This window comes from Sporomusa malonica (assembly GCF_900176355.1).
Taxonomy (GTDB): Bacteria; Bacillota; Negativicutes; order Sporomusales; family Sporomusaceae; genus Sporomusa; species Sporomusa malonica.
Genome location: NZ_FWXI01000021.1, coordinates 21,745 through 38,935, shown reverse-complemented (window position 1 = coordinate 38,935; position 17,191 = coordinate 21,745). Strand labels below are relative to the sequence as shown.

At 43.0% G+C, this 17,191-nt stretch carries 13 protein-coding genes and 1 riboswitch; of the genes, 7 read left to right on the top strand and 6 right to left on the bottom strand.

The features are described from left to right. Positions 1-3: 3 nt before the first annotated feature. Both B9A22_RS19415 and B9A22_RS19410 read left to right on the top strand, forming a co-directional pair. Positions 4-2,016 carry a methyl-accepting chemotaxis protein gene (locus B9A22_RS19415; protein WP_084577594.1) on the top strand — a complete coding sequence of 671 codons (2,013 nt, stop codon included), beginning with the start codon at positions 4-6 and terminating at the stop codon, positions 2,014-2,016. A 149-nt stretch (positions 2,017-2,165) separates the two neighbouring features. Next, positions 2,166-2,726 (top strand): TIGR00725 family protein, encoded by a 561-nt coding sequence (locus tag B9A22_RS19410; RefSeq protein WP_084577640.1) that lies wholly within the window; start codon positions 2,166-2,168, stop codon positions 2,724-2,726. Between the two features lie 9 nt (positions 2,727-2,735). On the opposite strand, the gene pdxR is transcribed toward B9A22_RS19410, so the two are convergent. The 5 genes from pdxR to B9A22_RS19385 all read right to left on the bottom strand — a co-directional run bounded on the left by pdxR (position 2,736) and on the right by B9A22_RS19385 (position 7,329). Continuing rightward, positions 2,736-4,130 carry a MocR-like pyridoxine biosynthesis transcription factor PdxR gene (gene pdxR, locus B9A22_RS19405; RefSeq protein WP_084577593.1) on the bottom strand — a complete coding sequence of 465 codons (1,395 nt, stop codon included), beginning with the start codon at positions 4,128-4,130 and terminating at the stop codon, positions 2,736-2,738. 225 nt (positions 4,131-4,355) lie between these two features. After that, on the bottom strand, positions 4,356-4,919 hold the full coding sequence (locus tag B9A22_RS19400) for a CBO0543 family protein (RefSeq protein ID WP_245824069.1): 564 nt from the start codon (positions 4,917-4,919) through the stop codon (positions 4,356-4,358). Continuing rightward, a complete protein-coding gene (locus B9A22_RS19395; RefSeq protein WP_245824068.1) occupies positions 4,916-5,266 on the bottom strand; it encodes a hypothetical protein in 351 nt (116 codons plus the stop codon). Before B9A22_RS19395 ends, B9A22_RS19400 begins: the two co-directional genes overlap by 4 nt. 123 nt (positions 5,267-5,389) lie before the next feature. Beyond that, a complete protein-coding gene (locus B9A22_RS19390; RefSeq protein WP_084577591.1) occupies positions 5,390-6,166 on the bottom strand; it encodes a hypothetical protein in 777 nt (258 codons plus the stop codon). A 461-nt stretch (positions 6,167-6,627) separates the two neighbouring features. Next, on the bottom strand, positions 6,628-7,329 hold the full coding sequence (locus B9A22_RS19385) for a DUF3786 domain-containing protein (protein ID WP_245824067.1): 702 nt from the start codon (positions 7,327-7,329) through the stop codon (positions 6,628-6,630). Positions 7,330-7,512: 183 nt separating this feature from the next. On the opposite strand from B9A22_RS19385, the gene msrA reads away from it, so the two are divergent. The 5 genes from msrA to B9A22_RS19360 all read left to right on the top strand — a co-directional run bounded on the left by msrA (position 7,513) and on the right by B9A22_RS19360 (position 16,063). After that, positions 7,513-8,010, top strand: a complete 498-nt coding sequence (gene msrA / locus B9A22_RS19380; RefSeq protein WP_084577590.1) for a peptide-methionine (S)-S-oxide reductase MsrA — start codon at positions 7,513-7,515, stop codon at positions 8,008-8,010. Positions 8,011-8,167: 157 nt separating this feature from the next. Further along, positions 8,168-9,124, top strand: a complete 957-nt coding sequence (locus B9A22_RS19375) for a hypothetical protein (RefSeq protein ID WP_084577589.1) — start codon at positions 8,168-8,170, stop codon at positions 9,122-9,124. A 32-nt stretch (positions 9,125-9,156) separates the two neighbouring features. Beyond that, a complete protein-coding gene (locus B9A22_RS19370; protein ID WP_084577588.1) occupies positions 9,157-12,102 on the top strand; it encodes a DUF5752 family protein in 2,946 nt (981 codons plus the stop codon). A gap of 426 nt (positions 12,103-12,528) precedes the next feature. Beyond that, positions 12,529-13,881, top strand: a complete 1,353-nt coding sequence (gene gdhA / locus B9A22_RS19365) for an NADP-specific glutamate dehydrogenase (protein ID WP_084577587.1) — start codon at positions 12,529-12,531, stop codon at positions 13,879-13,881. Between the two features lie 193 nt (positions 13,882-14,074). Further along, a riboswitch (cyclic di-GMP riboswitch) is annotated at positions 14,075-14,160 on the top strand. A 67-nt stretch (positions 14,161-14,227) separates the two neighbouring features. Continuing rightward, positions 14,228-16,063, top strand: a complete 1,836-nt coding sequence (locus B9A22_RS19360; RefSeq protein ID WP_084577586.1) for a sensor domain-containing diguanylate cyclase — start codon at positions 14,228-14,230, stop codon at positions 16,061-16,063. Here the strand turns inward: B9A22_RS19360 and B9A22_RS19355 are convergent. Beyond that, positions 16,029-16,847, bottom strand: a complete 819-nt coding sequence (locus B9A22_RS19355; RefSeq protein WP_084577585.1) for an RMD1 family protein — start codon at positions 16,845-16,847, stop codon at positions 16,029-16,031. The two genes, B9A22_RS19360 and B9A22_RS19355, sit on opposite strands and share 35 nt — an antisense overlap. Positions 16,848-17,191: the final 344 nt, after the last annotated feature.

Here is a 17,191-nt window from a genome sequence, read left to right as displayed (position 1 = left end):
AAAATGTCGAAAAATGCAAAAACTGACAAGATTGGATTAAGTAGTATGAAAACAAAGCTGGTTATTGCAGTTTGTCTTGTGGTGGCTTTGGCGATAAGTGTTTCTGCATATCTAAGCATTAAAGAGAGCGAGCTCGCACTGTCCAACCAGATTGAAGTAGAGATGCGGAGTAATGCGGAAGCTACCGGCGAAGGAATTGCCAAAGATGTAGCAAGGATAAAGACAACGGTTGAATTCATTGCAATGGATGCAAAAATTAAATCCGAAGATCAGACGGTTATTGTCACTCGCTTGGCGGAAATAAAGCAGACACAGTCTACTATTGAGACTTTGTTTTATGTAGACCTGAACGGACGTTATCAGGCCAGTGACGGGACGAGCGGCTCGGTAGCTGAACGTGAGTATTTCAAAGATGTCATACAAAAGAAAGCAACGATTGTATCAGGAGACCCTGTGGTTTCTAAATCTACCGGTAAGCTGGTTGCTGTGGGGATATCCCCGGTACTGGGAGGCAACGGTCAAGTCAAAGGTTTTGTGGCCGCAGCAATGAATATTGATAGTATTAAGAACTATGTATTAGGCCGGAAATTCGGTAAAGATGGCTACGCTTATGTTGTAGGGCGCTCTGGTCTTGTTTTCATTCATCCCAACGATCAAGTTGCATTGAAACTGAATCCTCTGACTGACGCTGTTGCTCCGGAACTAAAGGAAATGACAAGAGCGGCGATTGATGGGAAGATGGGGGCAATGGAGTACCAATTCCAAGGGATATCAAAATACGCAGGCTACGCATCAATTCCTGGTACGTCATGGGGCGTGAGCACCACCCAGAGTAAAGCGGAAGCATTACGTGTAATAGCTTCTATCCGAAATCAGGCTATACTTATCGCTGGTGTGGCAATACTGTTAGCCGGTATATTTATGTATTTTATCGCAGGCAGAATGACGAAGCCTATTACCCGGCTTGCAGAAGCAGCGACAAAAATGGCTGAAGGGGATTTAACCCAAACAGTGCAGATAACATCAAATGATGAGGTTGGACAGTTATCAATAGCGTTTAATACAATGGGAACTAATCTGAAAAACATTATCCAGCAGATGAAAAAGAATGCTGAACTGCTGGCGGCCTCCTCGCAGCAGCTGACTGCCAGCGCTGGGCAATCGGCCAATGCGGCGAATAGTGTGGCAGTTTCAACTCAGGAAGTTTCAGCCGGACTTCAGACTGTTTCCGCCTCCGCGGAAGAAATAACTGCGTCAGCTGAAAATGTAGGGGCCAACGTAATGCAGATTACGCAAAATGCCGCACAGGGCAGTCAAGTGGCCAAAGGCGTGGAGCAGCAGGCCATCAACCTGCAGCAGAATGCCCAGGCTTCCCGTCAGTCTGCTGTGGATCTATATGATGATATCAGTAAGCGGGTGATTCAGGCCATCGCTGATGCCAAAATAGTTGAAGAAATATCCACAATGGCTGCTTCCATAGCGGCTATCGCCGGGCAGACCAACCTGCTGGCATTGAATGCTGCAATTGAAGCGGCGCGCGCTGGTGAACAGGGACGTGGCTTTGCGGTAGTCGCCGAAGAGGTGCGGAAGCTTGCCGAAGAATCAGCGAAAGTGGTAGGCGGCATTCAAAATCTTACAAAGCAAGTGCAAGGTGCCATCGGCGAATTGGTTGGCAATAGCAATGAATTATTGCAATTTATTGACCAAACTGTCCGTAAGGATTATGATGCTTTTGTGAGTGTTGGGCAGCAATACAAGACTGATGCAGACTCGTTCCTAAATATCACCACAGACATCGGCATGAAATTGCAGCAAGTAACTGGTGAAATGAACGAAGTTAACCGTGCCATCGAATCTGTTGCGGCTACCATTGTACAAAGTGCTTCAGGAACTCAGGACGTATCCCAAAGCATTGTCAGCGTCAGCCAGGAACTGGATGGGATTAACCGCGCAGCAAAAGCTCTGGCAGATACAGCTGCTGGTTTGAATCAAATGGCTTTGCAATTTAAAGTGTAATTTAGGTATTAAGCAAACCCAGCATCCTAAATGCTGGGTTTGGTCAGTTATTGGACAGTATTAGGGAGTATTACCTATATGAATGCTCTTTACCATTAATAAAGTCTATTTCAAAGGAGCAATATACAGCTGAAAGGATAGGGATGCTTATGATACGAATTGGGGTAATTGGACAGTCTGGAGAGATACCGGCAGAAACATGTCTACTAGCTGAAGAAATAGGAAAGGAAATTGCGTTACGCGGCGCCATTCTGCTTACTGGTGGAACGAGCGGGGTAATGGGTGCGGTTTCCCGTGGAGCGAAACAAGCAAATGGGTTGGTCGTGGGTATACTCCCAGGTGATACCATAGAGGTAGCAAATGAATATATAGATATCCCGATCACGACGGGATTGAGTTTTGACTATCGGAGCCTAATACTAGTGCATTCTTCAGATGTAATAATCATGATAGCGGGAGGCAATGGTACGCTAGGCGAGTTATCTGCGGCATATTTAAACCGTAAGCCTGTCGTAGTTGTCGAAGCTTCGGGTGGCTGGGCCTCGAGAGTTCGTGGTATGGCCTATGACGGCGCCTATCTTGATGAACGAAAGTGGGTTAAACTTGACTACGCAGATACGGCTAAGGATGCACTAGATATTGCGTTGAGCCGGATCCCAGCGAGGGAAGTGCCAATACCTAGAACGGAAATCAAGAGTGATAGCGAATAGTCTATTTTGCTAGTACTCAAGCCAGACCTTGTGCAACAGGCTGATCGCTGGGGGAATATCCTCCAGTGCTATCGCACCAAAGCCAAGGAGGACCCTGGCAGCTTGACCGGGTTCGGATTCCACCCACAGATTATTGGCATGGATATGTATACCTGATCTGCCAGCCCGGGACACTAGGTCGTTGCTGCCCAAGGCTGGCTGTTTTAGCTGCAGCAGGAGATGAAGACCTGCATTTATGCCGGAAATAGAGACTGTGTCGCCGAAGGTCTCCTGCAGTGCATGAAGCAGGGTATCATGCTTTTTCTTAAAATGACGGAGCATTTTTCGCAGATGACTCTCAAAGTGGCCTTCACGCAGGAACTGCTCCAATGGTTTTTGGATAAGCAGCGGCACTGGACAGACAAGGGTTTCTGCCTCTTGTTGCATTCGCTGTGCCAAATCTTTCGGGAGAACCATATAAGCCACACGCAGAGAGGGCGAAAGTATCTTTGAAAAGCTCCCCATATAGATTACTTTTTCGGGGGCTAGCCCCTGCAGGGATGGTATCGGTTTTACGTCATATCTTAGGTGGCAGCTATAATCATCCTCGATAATGAAGGAATCCTGTTCATAGGCCCATTCCACAAGTCGCAGGCGTCTGGTTATGGGCATAATGCGGCCAGTAGGGAATTGATGTGACGGCGTTACATAGACTGCTTTGGCTGTTGAGGCCCGCAGCACTTTTACATTAAGACCATGGTGGTTTAATGGAATAAGCGATACCTGAAAACCCTGATTTGTGAAAGTGAAATGTGCGGCTGCGAAACCGGGATCTTCCATGGCGATGACCGAAGTTAGGGGTTTGAGGAGCTGACAGGCAAGAATAAGGCAATGCTTTGTGCCTGAGGTAATCAAGAGCTGATCGGCTGTACATTTGACATCACGATAGTCACGCAGATATTTTACTATTTCCCGGCGCAGCCCTGGTTCACCCATGAAGGGGCTATAGTTTACCAGCTGTTCTTTATCTCTGCGCAGACATTCATTGGTTAATCGCTGCCAGTGGGAAAAAGGGAAGGTCTGCGGGCTAAGTTTACCATATTGAAAATCGTATTTTATCTTTTCCGTAAGTGGTTTGGCAGAAGGCTCTGCAGCAGGAGTTTCCACATAGTCAGGAAAATTTGTATTATGAATTGTTTCGACGTAATAGCCACTGCGAGTTTTGCCAACAATATAGCCTTCGGATAATAGCTGCTGATAGGCAGTATCCACAGTGTTTCTGCTGATATGAAGTTCGGCAGAGAGCCGGCGGCTGGAGGGAAGTTTGGTCTGGGCACTGAGCTCTCCGTTCAAAATTTTAGAACGCAACTGTTGGTAAAGCTGCTGGTATAGTGGGGTTTTATATTTAGTATCCAGTAAATACATAATGGACCTCCTGGAAAATCCGCCAGTATGTTTAATCCTGTTAGAAAGTATAACTTTCCGTCTGGATAAGGGCAACATCGGCTTCCGCTGTCGCCAGAGGCTCGGCGCAAGCCGTGTTTTCTTTACCGCTTGTTATAATTATAACATATGGGACGGATAAAAGGCCCGCTCAAAGACTCGGAATTGCTGATAGAAAATATGATTTCGAGTAATTGCTATCAGGTGTTAGTTCGCATTGTGTTTGCGCATTATGTCCACAAAAAACCTCACCAGCCATCTGGATAAGAGTCCCACAATAAGGTAAATGACGAATGAATAGTGATAGTGCCATTTAATAGGCACGTAAAATCCCAGCTTCCCAATAATTGGCTCGACCACGAAGGAAAAAACGAAGGCAAGCGCAACTAACGCCCAGAAGAAACTCTTCCAGGTGGGAAAGTATTGATATGTTAGCATAAAGACTACTGGCATCACTGTATAGTCTGCAGAAGAGAGCCGAGGAAAGATCGGGAAGATATTCACCGGATAATTCCATAGAGATAGCTCGAACCCAAGCTCATCCAGAGTAATGGAATTTACCATTATAAACATGCCAAACAAAGCCAACTCAAGGAGTTTCTTCTTGTCGACTAACTTGGCCCAAATAAACCAAGGGACGAACATAAGCACAACAAGAGCCCACCATCGCCAAGAGCCAACACCCTCCCCCAGCCAGTTCTCAATTCGAGCCTGGGTTAATAGCCGCACCATTTCCGCAAGTTGTTCGACAGATGGATAGTTTTGCATCATTGCACTTCGCTTGGCTTTCTGCCAATACCGATTGCCAGGTGGTTAAACAGCACGGTTTCTACCGTTTCCACCTCGTCTGGCTTACAGTAGATGATTAGCACTACTTCGGTATTACAGCGAAAGCTTTCTTTCAAGCTGTTTTTGTAGAGCAGATACTTGATAGCCAGTCCCAGCGCCAGCCCCCCTACAAAGGACAACAGCCCCCAGATGATTGGCCCCCACTTCCACATAAAGCCCCACGCAACACCGAGCGTCATTGCAATAGTTGCTAAGATGGCAGGCAAATCGAACATGCTCTGTCCGTCAGCCTGATGGAGGGTGTCAAAGAGCGCGCGTTCCTTGGTCATCTTATGTAATGGGATGGCGCATATCCTGTTTTTCTCGATGCCCTTTTGCTCCAGGTCACTAATGGCAAGCTCCAGGAAATTGGAATGTTCGAACGACGCTACAATGTGCATAAATGGGTCCCCCTACTTAGGCATATTGAAATCCGAGGCTTGATACTCTCTGGTCAGATAATCGGCCTGCTCGCGATCAAACAGCCGGTTATACTCAACGGTGTTTACGTATACATCGTAGATGGCAAATCCCATTATCGAGGGCAAATAGAGAACCCATTCGAGGTCTAAGACGGTCGTGGCCTGTTCGAATAACCCCAGAGCGGTGTACTGGGCCGCCTGGAGCAAATGGGAGAAATAGGCCATGACTATCCACCAAATTAGCAGGAAAAAGCCGGTAGGTATCCGGTGTGTGTAAAGATGTCCAAGACCTGGTGAACACATAGTCCAAAATACAGCGACCCAGGGGCTGCGTTTATCCAGAACGTTGATTTCAAAGAAGGACATAAAAGCAGCGTCAATCGGGGACTGATTGCGGTCAGCTAAAATGGAGAGTTTGTTCAGATCAACTGTTAAGTGATAACTCGACCAGATGGCAAAGACCCAAACTGGAGCATAGAATAGCAGCCATCGATTATTTACAATCTCCTTTGCCATCTCGTAGCGGCCTGTAACGCTGTAAATTATGGCAATATTAAGGTTTGCCTGGGTGTTGACCAGCATTTCCCAGCCAAACAGCACAAAGCCTATCACATAATTGCCCAGGCTTATATGGCCAAAGCCGGGAAAAGAGGCTGACATCCAAGCGACTACAAACGGGTTTCGTAAATGCAGGAAGTTAGTGGCTATTGATGACGCCGCAGCTTTTGGCCGCCTCTGCTTCGGGGACTGCGGGAAACCTGTCCTCATTTAGGCAACTCCTATCGTTGAGCTAATTTTTGCAGGGAATCACAAAACTGCTATTCGCGGATTCTAACTTCAAAAATGATTAGCGAGGCAAGCGCCAATATGGCACTGGCAGTCAGAAAAAGAAACCATATTTCAAGCTCGGATATCCCCAGTGGGTGAAAAATGCCTATCCTTTTTAGTATGCTTATGATCGGGATTCATATACTTTGGTGACTTTGGCTCCGGTCGTATGCAATGTCAATATAAACCCTGCCAAATGACATAAGAAAAGACTTGGCTTGTGCCAAGTCCCCCAGGACGCCGGCAGAAGCCTTAGTCGTTCTTATGTCAACAGAATTGCGTTATAAATTCTGGTAGACTGAAAAAACGAGCGCCAATAACGCTCGTTTTTTGATTTTCCACTCCAAAAGTGAACCCCTATGTTGATAGCGCAGGCCATTTGCTCTGATTCGAATTACGGTTTACCAAATTTCGTGACCACGCCGGGTTTCCGGTGCAGCCAGCTTAATCAGCTTGTTGGCAAGATAACCTCCAAGACCGATGACGCTTTCAATATGTAAGAGGTGCTCAATGGACGGATCAAATAAGACGGTGGCGTTTGCTGCGATTTCTTCGTCTCCTTCCCAGATGACCACACAGAGCGGAATTTTCGGGAACACCTTAAAGACCGCCGAAGCGTCACCGAAGCGTGCCGGCTGTCCGCCTATCTGCTTTGCACATTCCAGCAGGAGCGATGGTTGGTGCCCGAAGGCTTTAATCAGACCGACAATAGATTCTTTATGGAAGGCCGGATAAAAAAGCATACCGCCGTTGGGGATTTCTTTTAAGCTAACCCATTTATTGACCAGGGCTGTCTCTGTTTGAAAAAACGTGAGGTAGTGGAGTATAAGTATGGCTGCTCCGATTCCGGGAACAGTGCCATCCGCTTCTTTGTGGATGGTTTGCTTAATGCAGTCGGCAATATAGTTCTCGTTTAAGTAAGGCACAATGAATTGCTGTTTATCGCTTAGATAGGTTACGTCCATAGTACTGGCAATGTCTTCGGGAGTCTTTTGCTTAAGATCGTCCCAACCCTTGTCATAAGCAATACGGTAATTAGTCTCCAGATAAATCCCTCCTTGAGTTGTGCACAGTAAACTGTGTTTAAATTTGATGCCGGTCACCCTAAAAAAGCTTAGCTGTCATCTTTATTAAACACCGTAGCTTGGCAGATTGAAAGAGCCAGTTTTTCTATAAATTGATAGGTCCAGATTCATCCGGAAAAATTCCTAAGCCAATGTTTTTTAGAAAAAAGGATAGTATAATAGAATCAAATAGTAATTATTTCAAGTAGGAGGAGTCCTTTGATGAAGCAAATATGGCTGGCAGGAGGCTGCTTTTGGGGCGTTGAGGCTTATTTCTGCCAACTTAAAGGAGTATTAGCAACAAGGGTAGGATATGGACAAGGTGTTACTGATCAGCCCACATATAAGCAGGTATGCACAGGAATGACAGGATATACTGAAGTATGCAAAGTAACATATGATGAAAAGGTGTTACCTTTAATGCAGATATTGGAACATTTTTTTCGGATTATTGATCCTACTACGCTAAACCGTCAAGGACCTGATCGGGGTACACAGTACCGGACAGGTTTGTACTACACAACAGATGAGGAAAAAGCAGTTATCGTCGATTTTATTGAAAAAATGCAATCACGCTATAATGATCCAATTGTAGTGGAAGTAGAGCCTGTTGGACGTTTTTTTCCAGCCGAGGATTACCATCAGAAGTATTTAGAGAAGACACCAGGCGGATATTGTCATGTTAACCTTAATTTAGTGAAACCGGATGAACGTAAGTAAATATTAAAGGGGCAACAATTTGCTTTTTGGTAAATATGTACATAGATAGTTTATATATAAGGGGCTCAAGCGTAATTTTTTGAGTGCAAAGGGATCAACTAACAGCTATTCGCTGCACGTTGATCCTCTAGATTAATGGGATATAAGGAGAAACCACATGAGACGATTTATCGCAGTTTTTTGTGTATTGGTTTTATTCATAACAGCGGGATGTGCTAGAACCCTATCCCGGATATCTGGTGAGGAGTACGTAATTACGCTTCCCGCAACGACTCAGCAAGTGATCTGGGTCGATTTTACAAGTGGGGGAGCTTTTGGGTCAACGATTAAAAATGTTACCTTCAAAGATGTACAAGGTGAGATGTACACTGTTGAGATAAAAGACTATGAACTCTTCCAGGGGATGATACATTGGCTGGTTCCAGGCTCAAAGGAGTCAGAAAGCTGGACGACAAGTAGAACATATACTTCTAAGTATACAGGCGGCGTAACCAATATCAAACTTCCAGATGACTATTTCAATATGCTATCAGTCTCTGTCAGAAATAATGGCACAAAAGACATCACCTATATAACGAGTAAAGGAGAAATCCGGTCGCAAGAATACAAGGACTTCTCTCCTTTCGAAGGGCGAATTGCCTGGACGGCTAGTGGTAGTGGTGACCAGGTGGAGCAATTCTTTTTTGGTCGCACGCTTTCGCGGTTTACAGGGAAAACTATTGAGATTCGTTTGCCTGAGAATTTTAGTAAAATAGTCGGTGTGGATTTTACTGAAGGCAAGAATGGGCTAGTAAAAAACGTTTCCTATATAGATGCTGACGGACGATATTGGTCGATAGAAAATAGGGATAAGGGTATTTTTGAGGGCGGCATTGAGTGGGTAGCCGATGGCAGGGAAAACTTAGGTATCAATACGCGTATTTTTTCCCGTTTTGGCTTTACACCTGTAAAAATCCATCTTCCTCCAGACTTTGATAATCTAGTTTCAGTATCCATTAAAGCAAATGGAGTGAAAGATGTTGTATACCAGGCCAAAGATGGCAGTATTAGGGCAAGAGAATATCGAGATACAGGTCTTTTTGAGGGAAGGATACTCTTTAAACCGGAGCGATGAGATTAAGGTTAACCAGTAAGGAGGGAAGTCTTATGAAACGATTTGTGGATTTGAAGACCCGGTTCTCAGGTGTTCATGATTTGATGAAATTCAGGGTTACTGAAATACTTCTGGTGTCTACATCATACGATGGTTTTGTGCTAGAGGAAGACGGGCAGTTGTCAGAGCAGATATATAATCAATTTGCAGACTTGAGTATTCCTATTATTCCTCGGATTCACAGGGTTTCCTGCCTGGAGGAGGCCTTGGAAGCGCTTGCGACAAGAACATTTCATTTGATTATTACCATGTCCCGCATTAGCGACATGACTTCCTTTGAGTTCGAGCAATCATTAAAAGATGCATATCCCAGCATACCGATTGTCATGTTGTCCTATGACCGGCTGACAGCCAGTATGATCGCCCAAATAAGGAAAAATACATGTATCAATAGAGTATTCTACTGGTCTGGGGACAGTAAGATCTTGTTGGCTATTATTAAATATATTGAAGATCAGCGGAATGTCGAAGCAGATAGTAAGCAGGGTGTCCAAGCTATCCTACTTGTTGATGATTCGCCAATCTACTATTCGCAAATTCTACCGATTATATATACAGAGATTTTAACCCAGACCCGCTGCCTGGTATCACATGCCATGAATACCAGCCATGGGCTTCTTAGGGTACGATTAAGACCCAAGATACTGCTTGCAGAGACCTTTGAAGAAGCTATGTCAATTATTACGCAATACCGCCATAACCTACTCGGCGTTATTTCTGATGTAAAGTTTCCTAAAGATGGAGAAATGACCTCGGCTGCAGGCATAGAACTGGCAAAAAGAGTGAGAGAAATGATCACAGACTTTCCATTTCTATTGCAGTCTGAAGACATCGACAATGCCGATAAAGCGAAAGAAATCAATGTTCACTTCCTGGATAAAAATTCTCCCAATCTATTGCATGATTTACGTACCTTCATTCTTGAAAACTACGGCTTTGGTTCTTTTGTCTTTAGGCATCCAGATGGAAGAATAATCGCCGAGGCCAGTGATATAACAGATTTAGAGCGGATTATCAGGGATCTTCCGGATGAAAGCTTATACTATCATGCAGCTAACAATCACTTCTCAAGGTGGTTCAGAGCCCGGACAGAGTTTGAGGTTGCGGAAAAGCTGAGATATATTGATGCATTAGAATTCTCAAAAATTGCAGATATAAGGAGCTACATACTGGAAGTGCTTAAGGCGTATTTTCAAAGATATCAGTCTGGCATAATTCTTGATTTTGAGGGACTTTCCAAAAAAGACATTGAGAATGCCTTTATTAAATTGGGGCGTGGGTCTCTGGGCGGTAAAGCCAGGGGACTGGCATTTATTAATTCGTTGATTACTAAGGCGCATTTGGCAGATAAATATGAGGATATTATAGTTAAAGTCCCACGTTCTTTTGTTATCTGCAGTGAGGTTTTTGAAAAATTTATCGAAAACAATAATCTTTATGAGTTTACAGCAAATACAAGCGATGAAGAGTTAATTGCGCGTAAATTCATGGAAGCCGAACTATCTGCAGACATTCAAAAAAATTTATATGTTTTGATTCAATATGTAAAAGGTCCGCTGGCGATTCGTTCATCAAGTATTCTGGAAGACTCGAGGGTGCTGCCGTTTGCCGGGATTTATAAGACATATGTTGTGCCCAATAGTCATAATGACCCAGTAATTCGACATAAGCAGCTTTCAGATGCTGTTAAACTTGTGTTTGCATCAGTATTTTACGCATCGCCTAGGCAATACGCAAAAAATGCCGATATTCGTATTGAAGAGGAAAAGATGGCCGTTTTGATCCAGGAGCTGGTTGGGGAATGTTATGAGAATATCTATTATCCGGTTATTTCTGGAGTGGCTCAATCCTACAATTTTTATCCGTATTATCCAATGAAACCTGAAGAGGGGACAGTTAGTCTTGCCTTAGGTCTGGGTAAAACTATTGTTGAAGGTGAGCAGGTATATCGCTTTTCGCCAGCTCATCCCAAAATGAACCCGCTATACTCAGGTCCGAAAGACTACTTGGAAAACTCTCAAAACAATTTTTATGCTATAAATCTTGAGGCGTCATCAGGCCTCCGCCTGTGCGCTGATGATAATTGCAATTACGAAAAACTTTCGATTTCCAGAGCTGAGAGAGATGGAACGCTGGAGTACATTGGAAGCACTTATTCTAGTGAAAATGATTGTATCTATGACAACATAAACCTAAAAGGACCTAAGGTGGTGACGTTTTCTCCAATTCTTAAATATAATAGGCTGCCATTGACAAATATCATAAAAGACTTGCTTAGACTGGGAAAGCAGTCTTTTGGTGCTGATGTCGAAATCGAATTTGCCGTTAATATTCCCAAAGATAAAAATAAACCCAAGGAGTTTTACTTCTTGCAGATCAGGCCAATGGTGGTAGGAAGGGAAGCTCTTCAGGTGAAAATGGACGATTCGAGGGAAATCTTATGTTCCGCACAGCGCACGATTGGCAACGGTTTTTTTCAAGATATCTATGATGTTATTTTTGTAGATCCTGAGCGATTTGAATTGAAAGATAGTGTTCAAATTGCTCGTGAAGTTGGCGAACTCAACAGTGTACTATTTAAGGAAGGACGCCGGTGCATACTCATCGGGTTTGGACGGGCTGGCACTTCAGACCGGTGGCTAGGCATACCTTTGACATGGGCGCAGATGTCTCAGGCTCAGATCATAGTGGAAGTTGACACAAAAGATCTTCATCCGGAACCTTCGCTAGGCAGTCATTTCTTTCATAATCTTACGGCGACAAATATGGGATATTTTCACATTCAATACAATAATGAGCCTGAGGACCGGATTGACTGGAGTTGGCTGCTCGAGCAACCTATCTTGAAGCAGACAGAGCACGTAAGGTTGATTAGGCGGGATGAGCCCTTTCTGGTTAAGGTTGACGGGAGGAGTTTCAAGGGCAGCATATATAAGTAGGGGTATCATATAATCTTAGAATTAAAGTCAATTAAGTGACAATAGAAAAAATATGCGTACAGGGTGGGCAATGGGTAAAAATATTTGTATACAATGTACAAATAAAATGATATAATATTTACAAGATTCAATTAATTATATTCTTCCGCTCTTTAGATATTGAGGCTAGTAATAAAGAGAGACTTAGCTTCAGGTGGGGTTTTAACCCCATCTGAAGTTTAGTCGACCTTATCCAGGGACTTAGCCGCTCTTAACTCCCGCCTATAGAGGACGGGAGTCTTAGAGCGGGTTAGTCATCGGATAAAAAATACGAAAGTAGTCACATTAGTATAAGGGTGGTGGAAACGATGGACGGACCTTGAGACCTAAAGCTGGGAATTAACTAAATATTGATTCTTTTAAATGATATTTTGAGGGGGCTTATAAATGTCTGCAAATGCAAAGAAGTATTGTGACGAACTCTATCAAAGAGTGATAAAAAGAAACGCCAACGAGCCGGAGTATCACCAGGCAGTGAAAGAGGTTCTTGAATCATTAGTTGCAGTACTTGAAAAGCATCCAGAATATATTGAACTCGGAATAGTCGAAAGAATTGTTGAGCCTGAGCGCCAAATTATATTTAGAGTTCCGTGGGTTGATGACATCGGCAGGGTGCAGGTCAACAGAGGTTTTAGGGTTCAGTTCAACAGTGCTATAGGGCCATATAAAGGTGGCATTCGCTTCCATCCTTCCGTATATGTCGGGATTATTAAGTTTTTGGGTTTTGAACAGATATTTAAGAATTCTTTAACAGGACTTCCAATTGGCGGCGCCAAAGGTGGCTCCGATTTTGATCCTAAGGGTAAATCTGATGCTGAAGTAATGCGGTTTTGTCAGAGTTTCATGACAGAGCTCTACAGGTATATCGGGCAGGATATTGACGTTCCTGCTGGCGATATCGGCGTTGGCGGACGGGAAGTCGGCTTCATGTTTGGTCAGTTTAAGCGAATTAAAAACGTATATGAAGCAGGAGTATTAACTGGCAAGGGCTTGATGTATGGCGGCAGCCTGGTCAGGACGCAAGCTACAGGCTACGGGCTTGTATATTTTGTCGACGAAATGCTTAAGGCGAAAGGAATGTCTTTTGCCGGTAAGGCCGTACTGGTATCCGGATCAGGTAATGTATCTATATATGCCACCGAAAAGGTACAGGAGCTTGGCGGGAAAGTTGTTGCAATGAGTGATTCTAACGGATATATTTATGATGCCAATGGTATTAACCTTGATACGATCAAGCAAATCAAGGAAGTTGAAAGAAGAAGAATATCAGAATACATAAAAGTACATCCGACAGCCGAATACCATACTGGTTGTGAAGGCATCTGGACGATCCCGTGTGATATCGCGCTTCCTTGTGCAACACAAAACGAAATTAACGAAAATGACGCTAAAACCCTTGTTCAAAATGGCTGCAAGGCAGTCGGCGAAGGTGCTAACATGCCTACAACTCTCGAAGGAACAAAGGTATTCCTTGACAGTGGTATTCTGTTTGGACCTGCGAAGGCTGCGAACGCTGGCGGGGTTGCAACCTCCGCTTTGGAAATGTCCCAGAATAGCATGAGACTCTCGTGGACCTTCGAAGAAGTTGACGCAAAACTTAAAACAATTATGGTTAATATTTATAAAAATGCTAGTATCGCTGCCGAGGAATACGGACAGAAGGATAACCTGGTTGTCGGTGCGAATATTGCCGGATTTGTTAAAGTTGCTGAAGCGATGAAAGCTCAAGGGTTGGTATAGTCATTAAGTCAAGAATCAGTTGCTTAAGGTTATTATAGGACTGAAACATGGAAATAAAAGAAAAGCCTCTGTCAATGAAGTCTTTTACGAACTTAAGAAGCCGCCAGTAATGGCGGCTTTTAAACTTTTATGTTAATATGGGCATAAATATGGACAAACTTATGTAACAATGATAAAATTATATCAAAAAATAGTGAATGTTTGGCAAACTTTTTGAAAAAAAGGACGCAAAGCTATGGGTCTAAAGATTATTTGAGCTATGATTGCCAGGCTGCTTTGGTAAAGAGGTACCAGACATCGTTTGTCTGGTTTTTTTATGGTTCTTTAGTCCGTAGGGGGTAACAATTTGAAAACAATAAATACATTTTATGAGGATTTCAATAATTTATCAGAATTCGTCAAAAACAATCGAAATATTCTGTTTTCTCACGAGAACTCTGCTGTACTAGTACAGGTTTTCAGTGGGCAATGTGACCAAGAATTTCTCGAGAGGTTGCTAGTAGAGATTACTGAGTTGGTGCCCGATGCTCTTATTCTTGGTACAACGACATCTGGCGAAATTATGAATGGGCAAGTGACTGGACTCAAGACAGTGCTGTCTTTTTCGATTTTTAAACAGACAATACTCAACGCAGGATTCTTCCCCAAAGAAAACCAAAATGATTTCGAGTTAGGTCTCGAAATAGCCTCGACACTTGGTCGCGGTGAGGCGAAGTTATTAATTTTATTTGCCACAGGGGGGACGATTAATTCTAACTCTGTTTTAAAAGGGATAGAATCGGTATGCCCCAGATTACCTGTTGCTGGTGGTATTGCGGGCTATAACGCTCTTGATTGCTTTGTTTCTTGTAACGACCAGATTACAAGTTGTGGTGTTGTGGGGGTTGTACTAGAGGGGCAAAATTTAAAGGTTAGTTGTTATTCACATTTAGGGTGGCAACCAATTGGCAAGGAAATGACTATCACAAAGGTCGATGGTTTACGGGTGTACACTATTGATAATATACCTGCTTATCAGGTTTACCGAAAGTATCTTGGCCTAGAAAGAAACGAAAATTTCTTAAACGTTGTGGAATATCCCCTCGTAGTCAATAGGCATGGATCCTTGATGGCCAGGACACCAGAGACTTACTATGAAGATGACTCCATTGCCTTTGCGTCAGAATTAGTTGAAGGAGAAAAGGTTCGGCTGAGTTTCGGTGATGTTGGGATGATTTCGGAAGCTATAGTCAGCCTGTGTCAAGAAATAAGGCAATATCCTGCTGAAAGTATTTTTGTCTATTCCTGCGAGTGTCGAAGAGGGTTTCTACAGGAGCTAAGTAAGATTGAAACCGAGCCACTTCAGGAAATAGCGAATACATCCGGGTTTTTTACTTTTGGGGAATTCTATCATAACGAAAATATTAATCAATTACTAAATGCTACGATGACAGTGGTAGTTCTTGCTGAGACAGTTGGAAAAGTAGTGGAACATACGGCAACGATAGGAGAAGAATATTCCAGTGAAGACTATAATTTTCCTAAAGATAGAATAGTCGCAAGAAGTACTGGTGTCCTTAAGGCCTTAACACATCTAATCAACGCGGTAACTGACGAACTGGTTACCGCAAATGAGAAGCTGGAGTATATTGGCCTGCATGACTCGCTAAGCGGACTTTATAACCGTGCCTTTTTTGAACAGGAAATAAAGCGTCTTGAGACAGAAGAGTGCCCAGTAGGTATTATTGTCTGTGACTTGGACTGCCTTAAGCTGGTAAATGATACTTTAGGGCATAGTTTTGGAGACCAAATGATTCGCACGGCTGCAAATATAATTATTGAGTCATGCCGCAAAGAGGATATTGTAGCTAGGATTGGGGGAGATGAATTTGCCATACTAGTTACTAATACTACGTCATCTGTACTAAAAGATATCAGCAAAAGACTTGTAGACAAAGCGGCAAAATATAGACGCATACAACCTGAAAATGTTCTTTATCTATCAGTTGGCTTTGCTCTTAAGACAACTGATGAGGCAAAAAGCCTGGTTGATGCTTTTAAGATAGCTGATGCAAATATGTATAGTCATAAAGTGATTAATAAGCAATATGCCCAAAAGGAGATTTTAGGAAGACTTACCTGTGTGAATAACGCGGAGAGGGATATCATTACCGAAAAAACAAATCATACAATGACAGAATAATCTCGATGACAATTAAAATAATAATAGCCCATTCGAGCCGCGTACCGCGCCTTGCATGAACCAAATTAGAAAACGCTTCAGTGATATCCATGATGGTCTCTGTTTTGTGGCGTATTTTTTCATAACGATCTTTCAGTTCAAATAACACTGAAAGTTCATCATACAAAGCCGAGGCTTCCTCATTATTCCAGGTTATGTCCGGATTATCCAGAAGCATGATGTGTGAAATGGTATTCAATTTAAAACTTAGTATACTAGCAGACATTTTTGCCAGTTCTTCATCTGAGACACCTAACTCACCACGATTCAGATTGTTAACGACATTCTCTATTCGATCAAGCAGTGTATCAACCTCTATTTCGTTTTTTTCGAACGAAACAGATTTGGCTAAAATTGTAGAAACAATCTCCAATTGATAATCGCTTTGCGTGCCAACAAGCATGAAATCATTATTTATCGCAGGCGGCTCATCAAGATTGATCTCCAGCTTGTAGTCGTCAACATAGGCAAAAACATTAGCAACGTTTATTTCAGGTTCGAGCTTCTTAATATAATTGACAACATCCATAATTTCGTGATGCTGAAAATTAATAAACACCACACTGCCGTAGGGAAAAACATAAACTATTTTATTAGTTGTTTCATTTACAATACCCTGCAACTGCTGATCCTTAAGGATCAGAAAATCTTCCCACTTAAACTTGCGAGTAATTCCAAAATGTTGGCCAATTTTATTTAAATTTAATTCACTGCATAAGACGATTGCTTTAAACTCAGCATTCATGTGTGATTCCCCCAATTGAAAATGGTTAATTCTTCTATAGTATACTCGAATTTTCATTTTAAAGTAAGTCTATCAATCTCTCGCTAACATTTTTGGAGGACTTGCAACTAGCAGCTGTCTGTGCTATGATCGAAAAAAGAAAAGACGAAATAGATATGGCGGTATCCTATGGAACTGCACCGTCTAATCGTTTTTGACAGCAAATTGAATTTTCTTTGGATCGACTGCTTGGATTCTAACGGACCGAGACGGAAGTGTTCAGAAAGCTAATGATGATGCGGCTAGCTCTGTATTGTCTTGTTTTCAATGCCTTTCGGCTCCGGCCAGAAAGGCATTTTTACTTT

Coding starts and splice junctions, on each gene's coding strand:
- B9A22_RS19410 (WP_084577640.1), top strand. CDS start 2,166: ATGATACGAATTGGGGTAATTGGACAGTCTGGAGAGATACCGGCAGAA.
- msrA (WP_084577590.1), top strand. CDS start 7,513: ATGAAGCAAATATGGCTGGCAGGAGGCTGCTTTTGGGGCGTTGAGGCT.
- B9A22_RS19355 (WP_084577585.1), bottom strand. CDS start 16,847: ATGAATGCTGAGTTTAAAGCAATCGTCTTATGCAGTGAATTAAATTTA.
- pdxR (WP_084577593.1), bottom strand. CDS start 4,130: ATGTATTTACTGGATACTAAATATAAAACCCCACTATACCAGCAGCTT.
- B9A22_RS19370 (WP_084577588.1), top strand. CDS start 9,157: ATGAAACGATTTGTGGATTTGAAGACCCGGTTCTCAGGTGTTCATGAT.
- B9A22_RS19390 (WP_084577591.1), bottom strand. CDS start 6,166: ATGAGGACAGGTTTCCCGCAGTCCCCGAAGCAGAGGCGGCCAAAAGCT.
- gdhA (WP_084577587.1), top strand. CDS start 12,529: ATGTCTGCAAATGCAAAGAAGTATTGTGACGAACTCTATCAAAGAGTG.
- B9A22_RS19415 (WP_084577594.1), top strand. CDS start 4: ATGTCGAAAAATGCAAAAACTGACAAGATTGGATTAAGTAGTATGAAA.
- B9A22_RS19375 (WP_084577589.1), top strand. CDS start 8,168: ATGAGACGATTTATCGCAGTTTTTTGTGTATTGGTTTTATTCATAACA.
- B9A22_RS19395 (WP_245824068.1), bottom strand. CDS start 5,266: ATGACCAAGGAACGCGCGCTCTTTGACACCCTCCATCAGGCTGACGGA.
- B9A22_RS19400 (WP_245824069.1), bottom strand. CDS start 4,919: ATGATGCAAAACTATCCATCTGTCGAACAACTTGCGGAAATGGTGCGG.